At 70.5% G+C, this 18,292-nt stretch carries 20 protein-coding genes and 1 riboswitch; of the genes, 10 read left to right on the top strand and 10 right to left on the bottom strand.

Features of this window, described 5'->3' with window-relative positions; all coding sequences use genetic code 11:
- Positions 1-3: 3 nt before the first annotated feature.
- Positions 4-1,182 (bottom strand): hypothetical protein, encoded by a 1,179-nt coding sequence (locus ACK4S2_RS09150; protein ID WP_409623295.1) that lies wholly within the window; start codon positions 1,180-1,182, stop codon positions 4-6.
- A 138-nt stretch (positions 1,183-1,320) separates the two neighbouring features.
- On the opposite strand from ACK4S2_RS09150, the gene ACK4S2_RS09145 reads away from it, so the two are divergent.
- The 3 genes from ACK4S2_RS09145 to ACK4S2_RS09135 are packed head-to-tail and all read left to right on the top strand — an operon-like array spanning position 1,321 to position 4,921.
- A complete protein-coding gene (locus ACK4S2_RS09145) occupies positions 1,321-2,898 on the top strand; it encodes a hypothetical protein (protein WP_409623293.1) in 1,578 nt (525 codons plus the stop codon).
- A 47-nt stretch (positions 2,899-2,945) separates the two neighbouring features.
- Positions 2,946-3,416: an SsrA-binding protein SmpB gene (smpB, locus tag ACK4S2_RS09140; protein ID WP_409623291.1), complete on the top strand. Its 471-nt coding sequence runs from the start codon at positions 2,946-2,948 to the stop codon at positions 3,414-3,416.
- Positions 3,417-3,472: 56 nt separating this feature from the next.
- Positions 3,473-4,921, top strand: coding sequence for a TrkH family potassium uptake protein (locus ACK4S2_RS09135; RefSeq protein WP_409623289.1), 1,449 nt, complete (start codon positions 3,473-3,475; stop codon positions 4,919-4,921).
- 19 nt (positions 4,922-4,940) lie between these two features.
- On the opposite strand, the gene ACK4S2_RS09130 is transcribed toward ACK4S2_RS09135, so the two are convergent.
- Complete coding sequence (locus tag ACK4S2_RS09130; protein ID WP_409623287.1) at positions 4,941-5,180, bottom strand: GlsB/YeaQ/YmgE family stress response membrane protein; 240 nt, start codon at positions 5,178-5,180, stop codon at positions 4,941-4,943.
- A 108-nt stretch (positions 5,181-5,288) separates the two neighbouring features.
- Here ACK4S2_RS09130 and irrA point away from each other — a divergent pair, with 108 nt between their 5' ends.
- From irrA to ACK4S2_RS09115, 3 genes are read left to right on the top strand one after another with little or no spacing between them, the layout of a single operon-like run.
- The gene (irrA, locus tag ACK4S2_RS09125) at positions 5,289-5,729 is read left to right on the top strand and encodes an iron response transcriptional regulator IrrA (RefSeq protein ID WP_409623284.1); all 441 of its coding nucleotides are present in this window, start codon (positions 5,289-5,291) and stop codon (positions 5,727-5,729) included.
- Positions 5,730-5,772: 43 nt separating this feature from the next.
- Positions 5,773-6,456: a haloacid dehalogenase type II gene (locus tag ACK4S2_RS09120; protein WP_409623282.1), complete on the top strand. Its 684-nt coding sequence runs from the start codon at positions 5,773-5,775 to the stop codon at positions 6,454-6,456.
- 5 nt (positions 6,457-6,461) lie between these two features.
- The gene (locus ACK4S2_RS09115; RefSeq protein WP_409623342.1) at positions 6,462-7,304 is read left to right on the top strand and encodes an alpha/beta fold hydrolase; all 843 of its coding nucleotides are present in this window, start codon (positions 6,462-6,464) and stop codon (positions 7,302-7,304) included.
- A 30-nt stretch (positions 7,305-7,334) separates the two neighbouring features.
- Here ACK4S2_RS09115 and mbfA read toward each other — a convergent pair whose 3' ends face one another.
- The 6 genes from mbfA to ACK4S2_RS09085 form a co-directional block, all read right to left on the bottom strand.
- Positions 7,335-8,312: an iron exporter MbfA gene (gene mbfA, locus ACK4S2_RS09110; protein WP_409623279.1), complete on the bottom strand. Its 978-nt coding sequence runs from the start codon at positions 8,310-8,312 to the stop codon at positions 7,335-7,337.
- Positions 8,313-8,459: 147 nt separating this feature from the next.
- Entirely contained in the window at positions 8,460-9,155 is a 696-nt protein-coding gene (locus tag ACK4S2_RS09105; RefSeq protein WP_409623276.1) for an ATP-binding cassette domain-containing protein, read from the bottom strand.
- Positions 9,142-10,716, bottom strand: a complete 1,575-nt coding sequence (locus ACK4S2_RS09100; RefSeq protein ID WP_409623273.1) for a thiamine/thiamine pyrophosphate ABC transporter permease ThiP — start codon at positions 10,714-10,716, stop codon at positions 9,142-9,144. Before ACK4S2_RS09100 ends, ACK4S2_RS09105 begins: the two co-directional genes overlap by 14 nt.
- Complete coding sequence (gene thiB / locus ACK4S2_RS09095) at positions 10,713-11,702, bottom strand: thiamine ABC transporter substrate binding subunit (protein WP_409623270.1); 990 nt, start codon at positions 11,700-11,702, stop codon at positions 10,713-10,715. Before thiB ends, ACK4S2_RS09100 begins: the two co-directional genes overlap by 4 nt.
- A 40-nt stretch (positions 11,703-11,742) precedes the next feature.
- A riboswitch (TPP riboswitch) is annotated at positions 11,743-11,851 on the bottom strand.
- A 254-nt stretch (positions 11,852-12,105) separates the two neighbouring features.
- The gene (locus ACK4S2_RS09090) at positions 12,106-12,561 is read right to left on the bottom strand and encodes an ATP-binding protein (protein WP_409623266.1); all 456 of its coding nucleotides are present in this window, start codon (positions 12,559-12,561) and stop codon (positions 12,106-12,108) included.
- Positions 12,551-12,886 carry an STAS domain-containing protein gene (locus tag ACK4S2_RS09085; protein ID WP_409623263.1) on the bottom strand — a complete coding sequence of 112 codons (336 nt, stop codon included), beginning with the start codon at positions 12,884-12,886 and terminating at the stop codon, positions 12,551-12,553. The genes ACK4S2_RS09090 and ACK4S2_RS09085 overlap by 11 nt, the downstream gene beginning before the upstream one ends.
- A 93-nt stretch (positions 12,887-12,979) precedes the next feature.
- On the opposite strand from ACK4S2_RS09085, the gene ACK4S2_RS09080 reads away from it, so the two are divergent.
- The 3 genes from ACK4S2_RS09080 to ACK4S2_RS09070 all read left to right on the top strand — a co-directional run bounded on the left by ACK4S2_RS09080 (position 12,980) and on the right by ACK4S2_RS09070 (position 15,293).
- A complete protein-coding gene (locus ACK4S2_RS09080; protein WP_409623260.1) occupies positions 12,980-14,158 on the top strand; it encodes a thiolase family protein in 1,179 nt (392 codons plus the stop codon).
- 162 nt (positions 14,159-14,320) lie between these two features.
- Entirely contained in the window at positions 14,321-14,557 is a 237-nt protein-coding gene (locus ACK4S2_RS09075) for an Lrp/AsnC ligand binding domain-containing protein (RefSeq protein ID WP_409623257.1), read from the top strand.
- Between the two features lies 1 nt (position 14,558).
- Positions 14,559-15,293 (top strand): SDR family oxidoreductase, encoded by a 735-nt coding sequence (locus ACK4S2_RS09070; RefSeq protein WP_409623254.1) that lies wholly within the window; start codon positions 14,559-14,561, stop codon positions 15,291-15,293.
- Positions 15,294-15,364: 71 nt separating this feature from the next.
- On the opposite strand, the gene ACK4S2_RS09065 is transcribed toward ACK4S2_RS09070, so the two are convergent.
- Both ACK4S2_RS09065 and ACK4S2_RS09060 read right to left on the bottom strand, forming a co-directional pair.
- Positions 15,365-16,333: a nickel/cobalt transporter gene (locus ACK4S2_RS09065; RefSeq protein WP_409623250.1), complete on the bottom strand. Its 969-nt coding sequence runs from the start codon at positions 16,331-16,333 to the stop codon at positions 15,365-15,367.
- Complete coding sequence (locus ACK4S2_RS09060) at positions 16,318-16,974, bottom strand: DUF1007 family protein (RefSeq protein ID WP_409623247.1); 657 nt, start codon at positions 16,972-16,974, stop codon at positions 16,318-16,320. The genes ACK4S2_RS09065 and ACK4S2_RS09060 overlap by 16 nt, the downstream gene beginning before the upstream one ends.
- Positions 16,975-17,151: 177 nt before the next feature.
- On the opposite strand from ACK4S2_RS09060, the gene ACK4S2_RS09055 reads away from it, so the two are divergent.
- A complete protein-coding gene (locus tag ACK4S2_RS09055) occupies positions 17,152-18,087 on the top strand; it encodes an alpha/beta hydrolase (RefSeq protein WP_409623244.1) in 936 nt (311 codons plus the stop codon).
- Positions 18,088-18,292: the final 205 nt, after the last annotated feature.

The raw sequence follows: 18,292 nt of genomic DNA, 5'->3' as shown, positions 1-18,292 counted from the left end.
GGCTCAGTCGAACCGACGGTTCAGCTGCCGCATCCCCCAGGCCAGCGGTATCGCCGCCAGACCGCCCAGTGCCCAGACCTGCGGATGGTCGCCGAAGGTCTCGAACAGCTGCGTATAGGCGTGGATCGCGGCAAAGGTCATCGCGGCATTGAACAGCCCGCGCTGGTGGGTCTGTGCCGCGCGGATGGCAACGGCCGCCAGCGCCGCCGCCCAGATCAGCGCGAAAATGCCGGCCGGAATGTGCAAGGCACGGTCGCGGTAGGTCTCCAGCTGCAGCCAGAGGGCATCGGGATCGGTCCCGCCCGCCTCCAGCGCGGCCTGAACGAAGCTGTCGCCCACTGTGTCGCCCCAAAGCGAGCCGACCAGGAAACACAGGTTGGCCACCACAAAGGCCAGGATCGCCACGATCCCGGCGTGGCGCGCCTCGCGCGGGGCCAGCCGGCGCATCAGCCACAGGCAGACCGCGACCGTTGTCCCCATCTGCAGGATGCTCAAGGTCGGTTCCGGCGCATAGAACACATAGGCCGCGTGAAAATAGGCGGTGGAGGTGTCGAGCATCTGCGCAAAGGGCACGATGGCCAGCGCCGTCACCAACCGCACATCAAGCAGCCACCCGGCCCCGGCCACCAGCGCGAAGGCGTAAAGATGCAAGGCCATGCGGGGAAGGCCCCCCACCCCATGGGCAAACGCCAGCCCATAAGCCCCGCCCAGATGCAAGGCGACCCCGGCCAGCAGCAAGAACCCGGTGACAAAGCGCAAACCTGCCGCCCTGCGCCGGAACGCCGCCCCGGCGATCAGCGCCAGCACCGTTCCGACCATCAGGAACAGCAGGCTTGCTGCCCCCTCGCCCAGCTTGTCCACCGCTTCGACCACGCCGCCGCCGATCAGCATTCCCGCCCCGATCAGCGCGGCGGCATGGCCGAACATCCGCCACAGCGCCCCGGCCTTGGCCAGAACGGCAATACCCCCCGCCAGAAAGGCCGCGCCGCCCATTGCCACCGCCAGGGGATGCGCAAGCAGAACGACAAACCCGCCCGCCGCCGCCAGCACACCGCCCGCCAGCAAGGCATTGACCACGAGCGCGATCATCGCCCTGCGCGACCGCGCGCGCAGGACGGCCGCTTGCGCCGGCGTCAGCACACCTTCGGCCACCAGCGCGTCAAGATCCGCAACTACCGCCATGGTGCCCCTTTTTTGCCGAAGTCTTTCACCATCCTGTCTGTGTTTCAAGGCAAAGCGATTCGCGCGATTGTTGCGGCAAGGCGCGCCGCGCGCTAGAAACGACAAAAGACCATTGAAACAAGAAACAATGAGCAGCCGATGGACCAGACCGTTCCCGCCGACGAAATCCTGACGTCCGACCCTTCGGGCTGCCCTGCGCTGGTGGTTTGCCGCCAACAGGGGTTCGACCCTGCCGAAGCGCTGGCGACCCAGTTCCTGATCGATCAGGCCCCATCCGCACCGGTGCCGGGATTGCGCGCGCTGCCGATGAACGCCTGGGTGCTGCATCATGGCCGCGCGGTCGAGTTGACCGAGATGCGCGATGCCCAAGGCCGGATGTTCGGCGCGTTCCTCGGCATCGGCGTGGACCCGGACGGCCAGATCATCAGCGCCGCCAGCTTTGCCGCCTTCGATCTGGACGCGCCGGATTTCCTGCCCCGGTTCGAGCATTTCGTCGCCTACACCGCCGGGCGCTATGCCGTGGTGCTGGATTGCCCGGCGGGCCGCCACGTCTATCACGACCCGGTCGCGCATCTGACCGTCGTCTATCATCCGCAAAGCCGGCGGGTCGCCTCGTCGGTCATGCTGGCGCTGAACCGGCCCTTGCAGCCGAACCCGCGCTTTGACAGCAAGGCCATCGCGCAAGCGACCGCGAAAGGCGATACCGAGCCGAACTTCATCCTGGGCCATACTCAGGATGCCGAGGTGAAATTCTGCCTGCCGAACCACCGGCTGGACCTCGACACGTTCGCGCCTGCGCGGATCTGGCCGCTGCCCGACAGCTTCCCGCCTGCCGAACCTGAGGAATATGACGCGCTGGTGGCGCGGATGGTGGCACGGCTGAAAGCGATCCTCGGCGCGCTGATCACCGCGCGCCCGTCGATCCTGCCGGTCTCGGGCGGGACCGATTCGCGCAAGCTTCTGGCCTGCCTGACCGACCGGCTGGACGAAGTGGCGGAATTGTTCGCCTTCGAGCACACCAACTATGCCAAGCTGGACGCAACCACCGGCGAATGGGTCGTCAGCCATCTGCTCGGCCGCCCGTTCCACCGCTACACCGCTTCGGAAACCGCGCCATACGCACCGCAATCGCCTTTCGACAAACGCCGCTTTACCCGGCTCTTCTGGCTGCGCACCTCGTCAGTGGCGAAACCGCCAAACGAACACCTGCTGGGGATGACCGCCGCCACCCCGCCGGGGCACCTGCACCTGCGCGGCAATGTGATGGACCTGATGCGCGGCGTCTGGTGGGGCAGCTTCGCCGGGCGGAACACTAAGGTAGGCGTTACGCTGCGCGAGGAAATCTCGTCGCTGTTTCTCAACCCTGAACCGGGGCGAGATCTGGTCGAAAAATGGGCCGAGGACTATCACCGCTGGAAACTGGCACTTCCCGCCAATGCGCAGCCGGTCATTTACGACTTCATCTTTCTGGAACTGTTCCTGCATGTCTCCAGCGCGAAATACTACGGGTATGAGCGGAATTTCTACATCTGCCCGTTCTCGGACCGCAGCCTGATCGAGATGACCTTGCGCTTTCCGATCGATTTCCGCTTTGCCGGCACGCTCAATGAGATGTTCCTGCGCGCGGCCGACCCCGCCCTCGCCGACCAGCCCTATCGCGGCGGCGTGCGCGATCTGATCAAACGCGGCGACTGGGCCCCGGCCAACCCGGGCTGAGCCAACCTATGGACTAAGGCGCACCCCTCGCCTATTCCAAGAGGATCATGAAAAAGCAGCACGACCCCAACAGCAAGCTCATCGCCGAAAACCGCCGCGCGCGCTTCGACTATTTCATCGAAAGCGAGCTGGAGGCCGGCATCGTGCTGACCGGGTCCGAGGTGAAGGCCCTGCGCAACGGCCAGTCGAACATCGCCGAAAGCTACGCCTCGGTCGAAGGCGGCGAATTGTGGCTCATCAACGGCTACATCCCCGCGCTGCAACAGGCCGGTGTCTTCGGGCACGAGGAACGCCGCCGCCGCAAGCTGCTGGTGTCGAAGCGCGAGCTGGCGCGGCTGTGGCAGGCGGTCGGGCGCGAAGGCATGACCATCGTGCCGCTGCGGATGTATTTCAACGACAAGGGTCGGGTCAAGCTCGCCCTGGGCGTGGCCAAGGGCAAGAAGGTGGCCGACAAGCGCGAAACCGAGGCAAAGCGCGACTGGAACCGCCAGAAGGCGCGCCTGCTGAAACAGGGCTGACCGCCGCCGCCTGCCCCGGCTTGACAGGCGGCGCCCCGCGCGCCAAGCCTGCGCCCATGTTGGACCTGCGCCCCGTCGGATACGTGATCGGCCTGCTGACCGCCACCCTGGGCGCGCTGATGCTGTTCCCGCTGGCGCTGGACTGGGCCGCCGGCAACGACAACTGGGCGGCCTTTGCGGAATCGGCGGTCATCACCGGGCTGTGCGGGGCGCTGCTGACGCTGGCCTGCGCCAACGGCACCGGGCAGGGGCTGACGCTGCGCCAGTCCTTCGTGCTGACCACCGGGGTCTGGGTCGTGCTGCCGGCCTTCGGCGCCTTGCCGCTGATGATCGGTGCCCCCGAACTGGGGTTCACCGACGCGATGTTCGAAGCGGTTTCGGGCATGACCACCACCGGAACCACCGTCATCATGGGCCTCGATGCCTTGCCGCCGGGGGCGAACCTGTGGCGCGCCATGCTGCAATGGCTGGGGGGCCTCGGCATCGTCATCGTCGCGCTGATCTTCCTGCCGGTGATGAAGGTGGGCGGGATGCAGTTCTTTCGCGCCGAAGGCTTCGACACGCTGGGCAAGGTGCTGCCTCGCGCGCTCGATATCTCGGCCGCGCTGGTGCAGATTTACGTCGTGCTGACCATCGCCTGCGCGCTGGTGTTCTGGGCGCTGGGCATGAACGGTTTCGAGGCGGTGGTCCACGCGCTGACCGCCCTTTCCACCGGCGGGTTTTCCAACCGCGATACCTCGTTCACCGGGTTTTCCCATGCGCTGCACTATGCCTGCGCGTTCTTCATGATCCTGTCGACGCTGCCCTTCATCCGCTTCATCCAGCTGATGCAAGGCCAGGCAGCCCCGCTGTGGCGCGATTCGCAGGTGCGCGCCTACCTGCGCTGGACCTTTTATGCGGTCGCTGCTGTGGTGGTCTGGCGGGTGCTGGTCCAGGGCGAACACGCCCCGCATACCTTGCACGATTCGGTGTTCAACGTGGTGTCGATCTTCAGCGGCACCGGCTATGGCAGCGGCGATGTCACGCTGTGGGGGCACCTGCCCTTTGTCGTGCTGCTGATCGTGGGCTTCATCGGGGGGTGCACCTCGTCCACCGGATGCTCGGTCAAGGTGTTCCGCTATCAGGTGATGTTCGCCGCGATCCGCACCCAGATCCGCCGGCTGCTGATGCCCTATGCCGTGCAGCCCCTGCGGCTGGACGGGCGCACCGTCGATCGGGATGTGACCAACTCGGTCATCGTGTTCTTCACGCTGTTCGTGCTGAGCTTCGGGGTGCTGGCCGTGGCGCTGGGCATGACCGGGCTTGCCCCGCGCAGCGCCTTGACCGCCGCCTGGACCTCGATTGCCGATATCGGGCCGGTCTGGGGCCCCGAAGTGGGGCCGACCGGGGCGGTGAACGGGTTTCCCACCACCGCGAAATGGCTGATGATCGCCGGCATGCTGGTGGGCCGGCTGGAACTTCTGTCGGTCTACGTGCTGTTCACCGTGCGGTTCTGGGCGCGCTGAGCGCCCGGCCCTCGGCCGCCTAGCGCCGGCCCGACACCTTCTGCCACAGCCAGATCAGCAGCAGCGCCCCCATCACCGCCCCGACAAAGCCCGCGGCCCAGCCGGCCATGGTCACCAAGGCGCGCAACACCAGCCCGCCCAGCAATGCGCCGAAGACGCCGATGGCGATGGTGGTGGGCACATCGGCCTCGACCCGCATGATGCGCGTGGCCAGAAACCCCGCGGCCGCCCCGACGATGACCAGAAACAGGATCGGCATGGCACCCCTCCTTTCGCGCCCGCACTATGCCCCGGTCCGCCGGCCAAGGAAAGCACCCGGTGCAGAACATGATTGAAAAGCCTTCGCCTGCGGCCTATCTGTTCTGTCATGTATGACGCTCTTGCACCGATCACCCAGGACGCGCTCGATCGCGGCGTGATGTGGCTTGCCCGCGCCGGGTTGCGGCCCACGCGCCAGCGCCAGACGCTTGCCGCGCTGCTGGTGGGCGACGGGCAGGACCGCCACGTCACCGCCGAAAGCCTGTTCGCCGCCACGCAAGGCACGGGCGAACGCGTCTCGCTTGCCACGGTCTACAACACGCTCAAGGCATTCTGCGACGCCGGGCTGATGCAGGAAGTCACCGTCGATGGCGCGCGCAGCTATTTCGACACCCGGGTCGAGGATCACCCGCATTTCTTCTGGGAAGACACCGCGGAACTGACCGATGCCCCGGCCGATGGCCTGCGGATCGTCGGCCTGCCCAAGGCCCCCCCGGGCACCGAGGTGGCGCGGGTCGATGTGGTGATCCGCCTGCGCCGCAGCACCTGATCGGGGCTTTTCCCCGGCGGCGCGTCGTGCCACCCTGCCCGGCATGAACGCCTTGCCCACCCACTGCATCTTCGATGCCTACGGCACCCTGTTCGATGTGTCGGCCGCCGCGCGCCGCCTGGCCGCGCAGGACGCGGCCTTGCAACCCGTCTGGCAACCTCTGGCCGAGGACTGGCGCCGCAAGCAGCTGGAATATTCCTGGCTGCGCGCCATCATGGGCGACCATGCCGATTTTGCCCGCGTGACCGCCGAGGCGCTGGACTGGGCGCTGGAACGCCACGGCCTGCCGCCTGCGCTGCACCCGCCGCTGATGGCGCTCTATGACCGGCTCGATTGCTTTGCCGAGGTGCCCGCGATGCTGGCCGCGCTGGCGGCACAGGGGGTCGCTTGCGCGATCCTGTCCAACGGGTCGCCGGCCATGCTGTCGGCTGCCGTGGCATCGGCCGGGCTGGCAGACCGCTTTGCCGCCGTGCTGTCGGTCGAGGAGGTGGGCGTGTTCAAGCCCGATCCGCGGGTCTATGCCCTGGCCTGCGACCGGCTGGGCATCGCGCCCGGGGCCGCGGCCTTTGTCTCGTCGAACGGGTGGGATATCGCCGGCGCCGCCCGGTTCGGCTTTCGCACCGTCTGGGTCAACCGCAGCGCCTTGCCGGTGGACCGGCTGCCGCACCGCCCCGCCCATGTCCTGCCCGACCTGTCCCCCCTTCCCGATCTGCTGAGGCCCGAATGACCCCGATGCACCGTTTCACCGCCAGCGATGGCGCCGCCATCGCCTATGCCGACCAGGGCAGCGGCCGGCCGCTGCTGTGCCTTTCGGGGCTGACGCGCAACGCCAGCGACTTCGATTATGTGCTGCCGCACCTGCCGGCCGGCTGGCGGGTCATCCGCATGGATTATCGCGGTCGCGGACAATCCGGCTGGACCGGGCCCGCCACCTACACCGTCCCGCGCGAGGCGCGCGATGCGGTGGAATTGCTCGATCACCTGGGCCTGCCGCGGGCCGCGGTGCTGGGCACCTCGCGCGGGGGGATGATCGGCATGTTCCTTGGCGCCACCGCCCACGACCGGCTGGCCGGGCTGTGCCTGAACGATGTCGGCCCGCAGCTGGAAATGGACGGGTTGGGCCGGATCAAGGATTACGTCGGCCGCAACCCTGCGGCAAAGACGGTCGAGGATTTCGCCCGCGTGCTGCCGGCCGCCAACCCCGGCATGGACAACGTGCCGGCCAGCCGCTGGCTGGACGAGGCGCGCCGCCACACCCTGCCCGACGGCAAGGGCGGGCTGAAGATCAACTACGACCCCGCCTTGCGCGAAAGCTTCCTTGCCGCGTTCCAGGGCCCGGCGCCCGACCTGTGGCCGCTGTTCGACGCATGCGCAGGCCTGCCGATGGCGCTGCTGCGCGGTGCCAACAGCGACCTGCTGAGCCCCGGCGTGGTGGCCGAAATGCGCCGCCGGCGACCCGACATGCTGTTCGCCGAAGTGCCCGACCGCGCGCATATCCCGTTTCTCGACGAACCGGAATCGGTGGCGCTGCTGCACGACTGGCTGTCGGCGGTGCAGGCCTCGGGCCGGGTCTGACCCGGCACCGCCCTGCGGCCCCCGGCACCGTCATCCGGCGCCGATCAGGATGCCCGCCGCCAGCACCATCGCGCCGCCCATCACGATCTGCAGCGTGGCGCGCCAGAACGGCGTTTCCATGAAACGGTTCTGGATCCACACGATGGCCCAGAGCTCGACGAACACCACCGCAATCGCGATCGAGGTCGCCAGCCAGAAATCGGGGATGAGATAGGGCAGCGCATGGCCAAGGCCCCCCACCGTGGTCATCACCCCCGAGGCCAGCCCGCGCTTGACCGGGCTGCCGCGGCCCGACAGCACGCCATCGTCATGCGCCGCCTCGGTGAAACCCATCGAGATGCCCGCACCGATGCTGGCGGCAAGGCCGACCTGAAAGGTCGTCCAGGGGTCTTGCGTGGCAAAGGCGGTGGCAAAGATCGGCGCCAGCGTGGACACCGACCCATCCATCAACCCGGCAAGCCCCGGCTGAACCCAGGTCAGGATGAACTGGCGCCGCGCGCCTTCGTCTTCTTCGGCGCGGGTGTCCTCGGGCAGATGCTCGGCCTCCAGCGCGCCGGCGGTGCGGTCGTGCGCCGCCTCGGCCGCAGCCAGGTCGCCCAGCAGCGCCCGGGTCGCGGCATCGGTGGTGCGGGCCGCGGCCTGTTCGTAGAACCGCTGGGCCTGCCGTTCCATCGCGCGCGCCTCGGCACGAATGGTGTCGAGCGGCAGGTTTTCCACCAGCCAGACCGGACGGCGCGCGTAATAGCCTGCCACATGCTCGCGCCGGATCAGCGGAATCACCTCGCCGAACCGGCTGCGATGGGCGGCGATCAGGCGGTTGCGGTGGCCATCTTCCTCGGCCGCCATCGCCTCGAACACCGCGGCGCTGGCCGGGTGACGCTCGCGCAGACGCTCGGCATAGCTGCGATAGATGCGGGCGTCGTCCTCCTCGCTGGAAATGGCCAGCGCCAGAACCTCGCGTTCGGACAGGTCGGAAAAGCGGCGGCGTTGGCCGAAACCCGGAATCATGGGAACACTCCTTAGAACGATTCCAGTTTTAAGCGGTCGGCACCGGCAGCACAAGAGGCGGCAGGGCGCGCTGCAAAGGGGGGGGCGCTGCCCCCCGCCGCGCCTGCGGCGCGCCCCCCCCGGGATATTTTCACAAGGTGAAAGAACTCAGCGACCCAGATAGGCGGCCAGCACCGGCGGGGGCGCATCCAGCAATGCGGCGGTGGCGGCCGGGGCATGGGCGATGCCCTCGGCCACCAGCACGGTCAGCGGGCACAGCCGGCGGGCGTCGGCGGGGTCGTGGGTGACCATCAGCACCGTGGCGCCGGTGCGGGTGGCGATGGCATCCACCAGCGCCAGCATCTCGGTCTTCAGCGCCGGGCCCAGGGCGGCAAAGGGCTCGTCCAGCAACAGCAGCGGCCGGGCGCGCAGCAAGGCGCGGGCGAGGGCGACGCGCGACTGTTCGCCCCCCGACAGCGCCGCCGGACGGCGCGCCGCCTTGTCGGCCAGCCCGACCTGCGCCAGCGCCTGCGCCACCTGCGCGTGCTGGTCGGGCGTCAGCTTCAGCCGTGGGTCAAGCCCCAGGCCCAGGTTCTGCGCCGCGGTCAGGTGCGCGAACAGGTTGCCGTCCTGAAACAGGATCGACAGCGGCCGGTCGCCCGGCGGGGTCAGGGTCATGTCCCGCCCCGCCCACAGGATGCGCCCCGACACCGGCGCGAGGAACCCCGCGATGGCCGCCAGCAGCGTGGATTTCCCCGCCCCCGAAGGCCCGAGCACCGCCACCCGGGCGCCTTGCGGCACCGACCAGTCGGCGCTCAGGCGGAACCCGTCCTGTTCCAGCAGCACGGCATCAAGCGTCAGCATGGCAGCGCCCCCAAAGGTCGAAGATCAGGAACAGGGCCAGCGACAGGCCCACCAGCAGCAGGGCCGCGGCCTCGGCCGCTTCGGTGCGATAGGCGCCCATCAGCCGCCAGACCTGCAAGGGCAAGGTCGCATTGCCTTCGGTGGCGAACAACGCGATCACGCCCAGATCGCCCATCGCCAGCGCCGCCGACAGCCCCAGCGCCATGCCGAAGGGGCGGCGCAGCTGCGGCCAGATGGCATGGCGCAGGCGGGCGAGGCCTGTGAGGCCCAAGGCATCGGCCAGGCGGCCCTGGGTCGCTTCGGCCGCGCGCCAGGCAGGCAGCACCAGGCGCAAGGCAAAGGGCAGCGCCAGCAGCAGGTTGACCAGGGCCGTCACCGGCAAGGCCAGCCGCGGTGGCGCCACGAACGGGTCCAGCAGCAGGAACAGCCCCGTGCCCAGCACCAGCGCGCTGGCCGCCATCGGCAGCATCCCCGCCAGTTCCACCGCCCGCGCTGCCGCCCCGCGCCGCGCCGCCGCCGCCCCCAGCGCCAGCAACGCCGCCGCCGTCATCGCCGCCACCGCCAGCGCCAGCAGCACCGACCGCCCCGCGGCCGCCCACACCGGCGCCGGCAGCGCACCCAGCCCCGGCAGCCCGCGCACCACCACCACCGCCAGCGGCGCCAGCAGAAACATCGCCGCCGCCGCGATCGCCAGCGCATCGGCCGCGCGGCGCCAGCCGCCGGGGCGCGGCAGCACCAGCGGGCGGCCAAGCCCCGCGCCGGCCGCCGCCGGCTGCGTCCAGCGCGCCGCCAGCAGCACCGCCGCCGCGCACAGCGCGAATTGCAGGCCGGCCAGCGCCGCTGCCCGCGGCAGGTCGAAGTCGAAGCGCACCGCCTGATAGATCGCCAGTTCCACGGTGGTGGCCGCCGGCCCACCGCCCAGGATCAACGCGACGGCAAACGAGGTCAGGCAGATCAGGAACACCGCGAGCATCGCCCCGGGCAGCACCGCGCGCAGCATCGGCAGCTCGACATGGCACCACATGCCGCCCGGCCCCAGCCCCAGCGCCTGCGCCAGCCGCACCCGTTCGGCCGGAATCGCCTGCCAACCGTGCAGCAGCATCCGCACGGCCAGCGGCAGGTTCAGGAACACATGGGCCAGCACCACGCCATGCGGGCCATAGATGTTCACCCCCGGCAGGCCCAGCCCGGCCAGCCCGGCGTTCACCGCGCCGTTGCGCCCGAACACCGCCAGCAGCGCCAGCACCGCCACGATCACCGGCAACAGGAACGGCACCCCCAGCGCCGCCACCAGGCCCGCGCGCCCCGCAAACCGCCGCCGCGCCAGCGCGCGGGCCACCGGCACGGCCAGCGCCGCCGACACCAGCGCCGACACCGCCGCCTGCGCCAGCGTGAAACGCACCGCCGCCCAGTCGGCCGGGCCCAGCCGCGGGCGCCCCGCCTGCAGCAGCAGCGCGACCAGGCAGGCCAGGATCAGCCCGGCGATGGCCAGCGCCGCCAGCTGCCCCGCCCGGATGCCGGGCGAGGGCCGGTGCAAGGCGCTGGCGCCCCCCGCGCTCACCGTGCAAGCGCCGTGCGCCAGGTTTCCACCGCCGCATCGCGCAGCCCCTGCGCCTCGGCCGGCGCGAACAGCAGCGACCGTTCCGGGCGGTGCAGGGTGGCAAAGCCTTCGGGCAGGCCGGCGGCCGGCGTTCGGGCAGGATACATCCAGTTGGTTTCCGGGATCGCGGCCTGAAACGCCTCGGACGCGACAAAGGCCATGAAGGCGCGCGCGAGGTCGGGTTGCGGGGCATTGGCCAGCACGCCTGCCACCTCGACCTGCAGGTAATGCCCTTCGTCGAAGGCGGCCGCGGCCTTGCTGTCGTCGTTTTCGGCGATCAGGTGATAGGCCGGCGAGGTGGTGTAGGACAGCACCATGTCCGCCTCGCCTTTCAGGAACAGGTCGTAGGATTCCGACCACCCCGGCGTCACGGTCAGCACGTTGTCGGCCAGCCGGCCCCAGATTTCCGCCGCGCGGTCGCCATAGGCCGCCTGCACCCACATCACCAGCCCCAGCCCCGGGGTGGACGACCGCGGATCCTGGATCACCACCTTCAGGTCCGAATCGGCCAGCGCCTCGAAGCTGCGCGGCGGGGCGGGCACGCGCGCCTTGTCGTGGACAAAGGCGAACCACCCCCAGTCGAACGGCAGGAACAGCGGGTCGTCCCAGGCCACCGGCAGATCCAGCGCAGCGCTGACGCCGTGGGGCGCGAACAGCCCGGTGGCCGCCGCCGCCGCCGTCAGGTTGGTATCGAGGCCCAGCACCACATCCGCGGTGCTGCGCGCGCCTTCCAGCCGCAGCCGGGCCAGCAGCGCCGCCCCGTCGCCTGCGGGGACAAAGCGCAGGTCGCAGCCGCATTCCGCCTCGAACGCCTTTTCGACCACGGGCCCCGGACCCCAGTCCGAGGCGAAACTGTCATAGGTCAGCACCGTCAGCACCGGCACCTGGGCCGAGGCAAGGGTGGTCGCAGCCAGCAGGCCGCAGGTCGCAAGGAAGGGGGCTTTCATCTTGGTCCTCCAGTTGCGACGGAACAGGTCGGCACCGGAGATCGCTCTCGCTCACCTTCCCTCCGCCGGTATGATCCGGTTCAGGTTCGACGGGTTCGCTTTCGCATCTCAGCCGGCAGGAAGACCTGCCGACACCCCGAGGTAAGGCGCAAGATAGGCGGTTCGGCAGGATGTGCAAGGGGGGCGGCGGGGAAGGCTGCACCGGCACCGGCACGGTGCCCTGCAGGCCAACGGTCCCCGACGCCGCAGGCTGGGTGGGGGCTAGTTCCACGGCGCCGGGGGTGAGCCTTATGCAGCTACAACCCGCAACTTGCCAGGGCCGCATGGCCGCAATGCGCAGGATCCGGGGCATTTTCGCGGCATCGTTTCCGCCTTGTCGCCAATTCGGCCTGCCGCACCCCTTTCAGCCTACCGTCAGCGACCCGCGCGCCGGCAGCCGAAAGGCCAGCCGGTTGGCGGCACCATGCCGGACATAGGTGATGTCCTGCGCCAGACAGCGGATCAGGAACCAGCCGAACCCGCCTTCGGGCAGGTCGCCACCGCTGGCCGCCGGCAGTTCGGCCCCCGGCGGCACGCCGCCGGGCATCGGGCGGCCGCGGTCGGTGACCACGCAGTGCAACCCGTCCTGCAAGGGGCGGATCACCACCTCGATCAGGCCGGGCTCGCCGGCATACCCGTGTTCGACGATGTTGTTCAGCACCTCGGTCAGCGCGATCTCGGCCGAACCGCGGGCGTCGTCGTCGAACAGGCCGACCGGCAGCACGGCAAACAGCCGCTCCAGCGCGCAGCGCACGGCGAAGGGTTCGGCAGGGAACACCAGCCGCACGGTGCCGGGCATGCGCAGGCTCTCAACCGACATGCTGCACGCCCGACGGTGCAGCCGGATGAATGGTGAACACCCGGTCCATCCGGGTCAGGCGGAACACCTTTTCCACCGTCGGGGTCAGCCCGGCCAGCTCCAGGCTGCGGTCCGGGCCCATCATCTTCATCACCGCGACCACGGCGCCCAGGCCGCTGCTGTCGAGGAAATCGACATGGCCGAGGTCCAGCACCACGCGCGGCGCCGGGTCGGCCAGCACCTCGCGCATGCGGTCCTTGAACTGGATGGCGGCGGCAGCGTCGATCCGGGGTTCGCGCACGCGGACGATCAGCGCGGAATCGAGGGTTTCGCAGACGATGTCCATGCCGGACTCCTTTTCCAACTCACGCTTGCAGGCTAAGGCGAAGCGGTTGACATTCGGTAACCGGAACCGGGGCCGGAACAGCGGAGGACAGTCATGCAGGAAGTTGTGATCGCCGGGGCGGCGCGCACGGCAATGGGCGGGTTTCAGGGGGCATTTACGGGCGTGCCGGCGGCCACCCTGGGCGGCGCGGCGATTCGGGCGGCCCTTGCGGGCGCGGGAATCGGCCCCGACCGGGTGGAAGAGCTGCTGATGGGCTGCGTGCTGCCCGCAGGCCAGGGCCAGGCCCCGGCCCGGCAGGCCGGCTTTGCCGCGGGCCTCGGCCAGGACGTGCCGGCAACGACGCTGAACAAGATGTGCGGCTCGGGCATGAAGGCGGTGATGGTCGCGCACGACCAGATCGCGCTCGGGGCGTCGCAGGTGGTGGTGGCCGGCGGCATGGAAAGCATGACCGAAGCCCCCTACCTGCTACCGCGGATGCGCGGCGGCGCCCGGCTGGGCCATGCGCAGGCGATCGACCACATGTTCCTCGATGGGCTGGAGGATGCCTACGACAAGGGCCGCCTGATGGGCACCTTTGCCGAGGATTGCGCCACCGCCTTTCAGTTCAGCCGCAGCGCGCAGGACGATTACGCCCTCGCCTCGCTGACGCGGGCGCTGGCGGCGGCGCGCTCGGGGGCGCTGGCGGCCGAGATCGTGCCGGTGACGGTGGAAGGGCGCCGTGGCGCCGTGACCGTGGCCGAGGACGAACAGCCCCTGACCGCCCGGCCGGAAAAGATCCCCACGCTCAAGCCTGCCTTCCGCAAGGACGGCACGGTGACGGCGGCCAATTCCTCGTCGATTTCGGACGGGGCAGCAGCGCTGGTGCTGGCCTCGGGGCCGCTGGCCGCGGCCGAAGGCTGGCCGGTGCGCGCGCGGGTGATGGGCCACGCCAGCCACGCCCAGGCCCCGGCCGATTTCCCCACCGCCCCGGTGCCGGCCGCGCGCAAGCTGCTGGACCGGCTGGGCTGGTCGGTGGCGGACGTGGACCTGTGGGAGGTGAACGAGGCCTTTGCCGTGGTGCCGATGGCCTTCATGGCCGAGCTGGGGGTGGATCATGCCCGGCTGAACGTCAACGGCGGCGCCTGCGCGCTGGGGCATCCGATCGGTGCCTCGGGGGCGCGGATCCTGGTGACGCTGCTGCATGCGCTGGAGGCGCGGGGGCTCAGGCGCGGGGTGGCCGCGATCTGCATCGGCGGCGGCGAAGGCACCGCCGTGGCGATCGAACGGCCCTGATCCCGGGGCAAAGGGGCGCCCGGCCCGCCCCGTCGAGAGGCGGCCCGGGCGCGCGGGGGCCGGCCCCGCGACCCCGGCAAGGGGGCGGAATGCCCCCCTGCACCCCCTTTCCCCGGCCCGGGCCGCGGCCTATCCTTGCACCCCAAAAGGGGAGAAGCGACCATGACCTGCGTATTCGTCCAGTTCCGCTGCCAGCCCGGCAAGACCTACGAGGTGGCCAATGCCGTCTGGGACCGCGAGGTGGTGTCGGAGATGTTTTCCACCTCGGGCGAATACGACCTGATCGCCAAGGTCTATATTCCCGACGGCGCCGATGTGGGGCACTACCTGTCGGAAAAGCTGTTCGACATTCCCGGCATCGTGCGCACGTTGACCACCATGACCTTCAAGGCGTTCTGACATGCGCGCGGCCGTGGTGACGGGCGCCTCGGACGGGATCGGCGCGGCCTGCGCGCAAGCGCTGCTGGCAGCGGGCTGGCAGGTGGCCTTGCTGGCCCGGCGGCAGGCGGCGCTGGAGGCGGTGGCAGGCGGGCACCCGCAGGCTCTGACTGTGGTCTGCGACGTGACGGACCCGGCGGCGGTGGAAGCGGCCTTCGATGCGGTGGTGGCGCGGTTCGGGCGGGTGGACTTCCTGTTCAACAATGCCGGGATCTTTACCCCGGCCGGGCTGATCGACGAGATCGACCTTGCCGACTGGACGCAATCGGTCGCAGTCAACATGACGGGCATGTTCCTGTGCGCCCGCGCGGCCTTTGCCCGGATGCGGCGGCAGACCCCGCAAGGCGGGCGCATCCTGATGAACGGCTCGATCGCCGCGCAGTCGCCGCGCTGGGGGTCGGTGTGCTATACCGCGACCAAGCATGCGGTGACCGGGCTGACCAAGCAGCTGTCGCTGGACGGGCGGCCGTTTTCCATTGCCGTGGGGCAGATCGACATCGGCAATGCCCGCACCGGCCTGTTGCAGGCGCATCTGGACCGGATGAAGGCGCTGGACCCCGACGCCCCCGAAACCCCGGTGATCGAGGTGTCGACCGTGGCGGAGACCGTGGTGCATCTGGCGGGTCTGCCGCTGGGCGCCAATGCCCAGTGGATGACGCTGATGGCCACCACCATGCCGCTGATCGGCCGCGGGTAAAGGGGGCTCTGCCCCCGTCGCCTGACGGCGACTCCCCCGGGATATTTGGACAAGGTGAAAGGCGGGCGCGGTCAGCCGCCGCGGAACAGCAGCACCAGCGCCACGGCGGCGATGAGGGCGCCGGCCAGCAGTTCGATCAGCGGCAAGGCGGCGCGGGTGCGCGCCAGCGCGGGAAAGCCGGCGAAGGTGCCTTCGCGCGCCGTCACCGCCAGGACCGCGGCGCCGATGGTGACCAGCGCGGTGCCCAGACCCATCGCATAGGTGCCCAGCACCCCGGCCCAGACCAGGCCGAGTTGCCAGGTCAGCACCAGCAGCATCAGCGCACCGGTGCAGGGGCGCACCGCGATGCCGGCGACCAGGGCCGCTGCCTCGCGCCAGCCGGTGGCGGCCTGGGCCTGGGCGAGGGTCGGGCCGTGGGCATGGCCGCAGACGGTGCAGGGGGCTGCCCCGGCGGGGTGGGTGTGGGTGTGGTCGTGGTGGTCGTGGTGGTGGTGCTTGGGGGTGTGGTCGGGCCGGTGCCGGGGCCGGGTGCCGCGGCCGGCGATCAGGCCGCGGCCGCCGCGCCAGACCAGCCAGGCGCCGATGCCCGCCATCATCACTTGGCCCAGCGCCACCATCCAGCCGTCGCCGGCGGCCCCGATCGCCTCGCGCGTGGCGCCGAACAGGCCGATTCCGCCATAGACCAGCGCCACCGCCACCGTGGCCTGCGCAAGGCTGGCCGCCAGCGCCAGCCCGGCCAGCCGCACCAGGGCCACCCGGCGGGCCACGCCGTAGGCCCCGATCAGCACCTTGCCATGCCCGGGGCCGGCGGCGTGCAGCACGCCATAGCCGAAGCCCAGCGCCACCAGCCCCCAGAGCGCGCCCTCCTGCCCGCTGCGCAAGGCGCGCAGGGCCCCCGCCAGCGCATCGCGGAACGACCGTTGCGCGGCCAGCGCCTGGGCCGCCAGCGCCTCGAACCCGCCCAGCGCCCAGACCAGCGCCAGCACCGCCACAAGGCCCAGGCCCGCCAGCCCCAGCAGGCGGCTCATCCCGGCGGGCATGTCAGGCGCACCTCCTCGGCATAGTGCTGGCCCACGGCCGGAAAGCCCTGTTCCAGGTCGAGGCCCGAAAGCTCCTGCATCGCGGCCTGCAAGGCGGCATGGGCCGCGTCGAGGTCGGGGCCCCAGACCTCGGCCACGCAATCGTCGCGGCCGCGGATCACCGGGTCGGTGGCGATGGCATAGGCGGTGTAATAGCCCGGGTCATAGACCTGCACCACCAGCGGCAGCGCGCCGGGGGCGACCGGGGCGACCAGCGGGCGCAGATGCGTGGTGACGATGCGCCCTTGCACCACCTGCGCGGTCCAGCCCTCGGGCCCGGCCAGCGCCACCGGCGCCGCCCCGTGCAACAGGTAGGTGTCGCCGGCAAAGCCCGGATCCCACTGCATGTCGAAGCCGCGCAGGCGGGCGGTTTCCGCGTCGGTCAGGGTGCCGTCGCCGTCGGGGTCCAGGCCCCGGTCGGACAGGATCATCAGGCTCGTGAGGTCGTCATAGACCCAGACCACGCACAGGGCCTCCAGCCGCCCCTCGGCATCGAAGCGCAGCTCCACCCCGGCGTCGATGAAGGCATGCGGATGCGCCGGCGCAGGGGCCGCCGCCCCCGCCAGTCCGCAGGCCAGAACCGATGCGAGAAACCGCCTCATGCCGCCAAGGTAGGCACCCGCGCCGCCCGGTTCCAGCCCCCCGACGCCCCTTGCGCGGGCTTTCGCCGCCGCGCAGGATGCGCAACGGCGGGGGGCGCGGGCTTTCGCCGCCGCGCAGGATGCCGCCGGCGGGGGGCGCGGGCTTTCGCCGCCGCGCCGGAGGGAGAGAGACACGCCATGACCGACTATGCCAGCCTGATCGACGCCGAGACCTGGGCCTTCATCCGGCGCACCGACAGCTTCTATCCGCCCGATACGGTGGACATGACGGTGGCCGATCAGCGCCGTGTCTACGACACCATGTGCCGCGAGTTCCACCGCGGCTATCCGCCCGGCGTTACCGCGCAGGACGGCCCGATGGGCGGCGTGCCCTGCCGCACCTACAGCCTGCCGGGGGCGATGCCGGCCACCGTGGTCTACCTGCACGGCGGCGGCTTCGTGGTAGGCGGGTTGCACAGCCACGACGACGTCTGCGCCGAAATCGCCGCCGCCACCGGGTTTCGCGTGGTCTCGGTCGATTACCGGCTGGCACCCGAACACCGCCACCCCGCGCATTTCGACGATGCGCTGGCCGCGACGCGCGCGGCGATTGCCGCCTGGCCGGGGCCGTTCCTGCTGTGCGGCGACAGCGCGGGCGGCAACCTTGCGGCCGCCGTGGCCCATGCCTTGCGCAACGCCGGCGGGCCGCAGCCGCTGGGCCAGGTGCTGATCTACCCCGGGCTCGGCGGCGACCGCAGCCGCGGCAGCTATGTCGAACACGCCGAAGCGCCGATGCTGACGCTGCGCGACATCGCGTTCTACGGCAAGGTCCGCTTTGCCGAAGGCGACGACCCCACCGGCGACATCACCGCGCAGCCGCTGCACGACACGCGGTTCAACGGCTTGCCCCCCACCGTCATCATCACCGCCCAGTGCGACCCGCTGGCCTCGGACGGGCCGGCCTATGCCGCGGCGATCGCCGCCGCCGGCGGGCGTGCGGCCTGCCACGAGGAAACGGGACTGGTGCACGGCTACCTGCGCGCCCGCGCCACGGTCGGGCGCGCCCGCGCCAGCTTTGCCCGCATCACCGGGGCGCTGTCGGCCCTGGGGGCGGGGCGCTGGCCGGCGCTGTAGCGCCGGTCGCCGCGTCAGTGCAGCCGGTCGTGCGCGACCCGGCCATCCTTCATCACCAGCCGCACGGTGCGGGCGGAATGCTCGAACAGGCGTTGTTGCAGAACTCACGCTTGAGGCATGATGCCCCTTTCCCCGCCATCGTCAGGCGACACGTACGATCTCGGCCGTTCCGAGAGCCGAGAAGCGGTTCATCAGTGCGACGCGG

Origin of the sequence: Gemmobacter sp., from assembly GCF_046292685.1 — a bacterium.
GTDB lineage: Bacteria > Pseudomonadota > Alphaproteobacteria > Rhodobacterales > Rhodobacteraceae > Wagnerdoeblera.
The sequence above is the reverse complement of the archived record's forward strand: the minus strand, read 5'-3'. Positions and strand labels throughout refer to the sequence as shown.

Excerpts from the sequence above, each read along its gene's own strand:
- irrA (WP_409623284.1), top strand. The coding sequence starts at position 5,289 with ATGTATGACGCTCTTGCACCGATCACCCAGGACGCGCTCGATCGCGGC.
- ACK4S2_RS09080 (WP_409623260.1), top strand. The coding sequence starts at position 12,980 with ATGCAGGAAGTTGTGATCGCCGGGGCGGCGCGCACGGCAATGGGCGGG.
- ACK4S2_RS09130 (WP_409623287.1), bottom strand. The coding sequence starts at position 5,180 with ATGCCGATCCTGTTTCTGGTCATCGTCGGGGCGGCCGCGGGGTTTCTG.
- ACK4S2_RS09135 (WP_409623289.1), top strand. The coding sequence starts at position 3,473 with ATGTTGGACCTGCGCCCCGTCGGATACGTGATCGGCCTGCTGACCGCC.
- smpB (WP_409623291.1), top strand. The coding sequence starts at position 2,946 with ATGAAAAAGCAGCACGACCCCAACAGCAAGCTCATCGCCGAAAACCGC.
- ACK4S2_RS09060 (WP_409623247.1), bottom strand. The coding sequence starts at position 16,974 with ATGAGGCGGTTTCTCGCATCGGTTCTGGCCTGCGGACTGGCGGGGGCG.
- ACK4S2_RS09145 (WP_409623293.1), top strand. The coding sequence starts at position 1,321 with ATGGACCAGACCGTTCCCGCCGACGAAATCCTGACGTCCGACCCTTCG.
- ACK4S2_RS09150 (WP_409623295.1), bottom strand. The coding sequence starts at position 1,182 with ATGGCGGTAGTTGCGGATCTTGACGCGCTGGTGGCCGAAGGTGTGCTG.
- ACK4S2_RS09090 (WP_409623266.1), bottom strand. The coding sequence starts at position 12,561 with ATGTCGGTTGAGAGCCTGCGCATGCCCGGCACCGTGCGGCTGGTGTTC.
- ACK4S2_RS09075 (WP_409623257.1), top strand. The coding sequence starts at position 14,321 with ATGACCTGCGTATTCGTCCAGTTCCGCTGCCAGCCCGGCAAGACCTAC.
- ACK4S2_RS09120 (WP_409623282.1), top strand. The coding sequence starts at position 5,773 with ATGAACGCCTTGCCCACCCACTGCATCTTCGATGCCTACGGCACCCTG.
- ACK4S2_RS09085 (WP_409623263.1), bottom strand. The coding sequence starts at position 12,886 with ATGGACATCGTCTGCGAAACCCTCGATTCCGCGCTGATCGTCCGCGTG.
- ACK4S2_RS09115 (WP_409623342.1), top strand. The coding sequence starts at position 6,462 with ATGCACCGTTTCACCGCCAGCGATGGCGCCGCCATCGCCTATGCCGAC.
- thiB (WP_409623270.1), bottom strand. The coding sequence starts at position 11,702 with ATGAAAGCCCCCTTCCTTGCGACCTGCGGCCTGCTGGCTGCGACCACC.
- mbfA (WP_409623279.1), bottom strand. The coding sequence starts at position 8,312 with ATGATTCCGGGTTTCGGCCAACGCCGCCGCTTTTCCGACCTGTCCGAA.
- ACK4S2_RS09070 (WP_409623254.1), top strand. The coding sequence starts at position 14,559 with ATGCGCGCGGCCGTGGTGACGGGCGCCTCGGACGGGATCGGCGCGGCC.
- ACK4S2_RS09055 (WP_409623244.1), top strand. The coding sequence starts at position 17,152 with ATGACCGACTATGCCAGCCTGATCGACGCCGAGACCTGGGCCTTCATC.
- ACK4S2_RS09105 (WP_409623276.1), bottom strand. The coding sequence starts at position 9,155 with ATGCTGACGCTTGATGCCGTGCTGCTGGAACAGGACGGGTTCCGCCTG.
- ACK4S2_RS09065 (WP_409623250.1), bottom strand. The coding sequence starts at position 16,333 with ATGCCCGCCGGGATGAGCCGCCTGCTGGGGCTGGCGGGCCTGGGCCTT.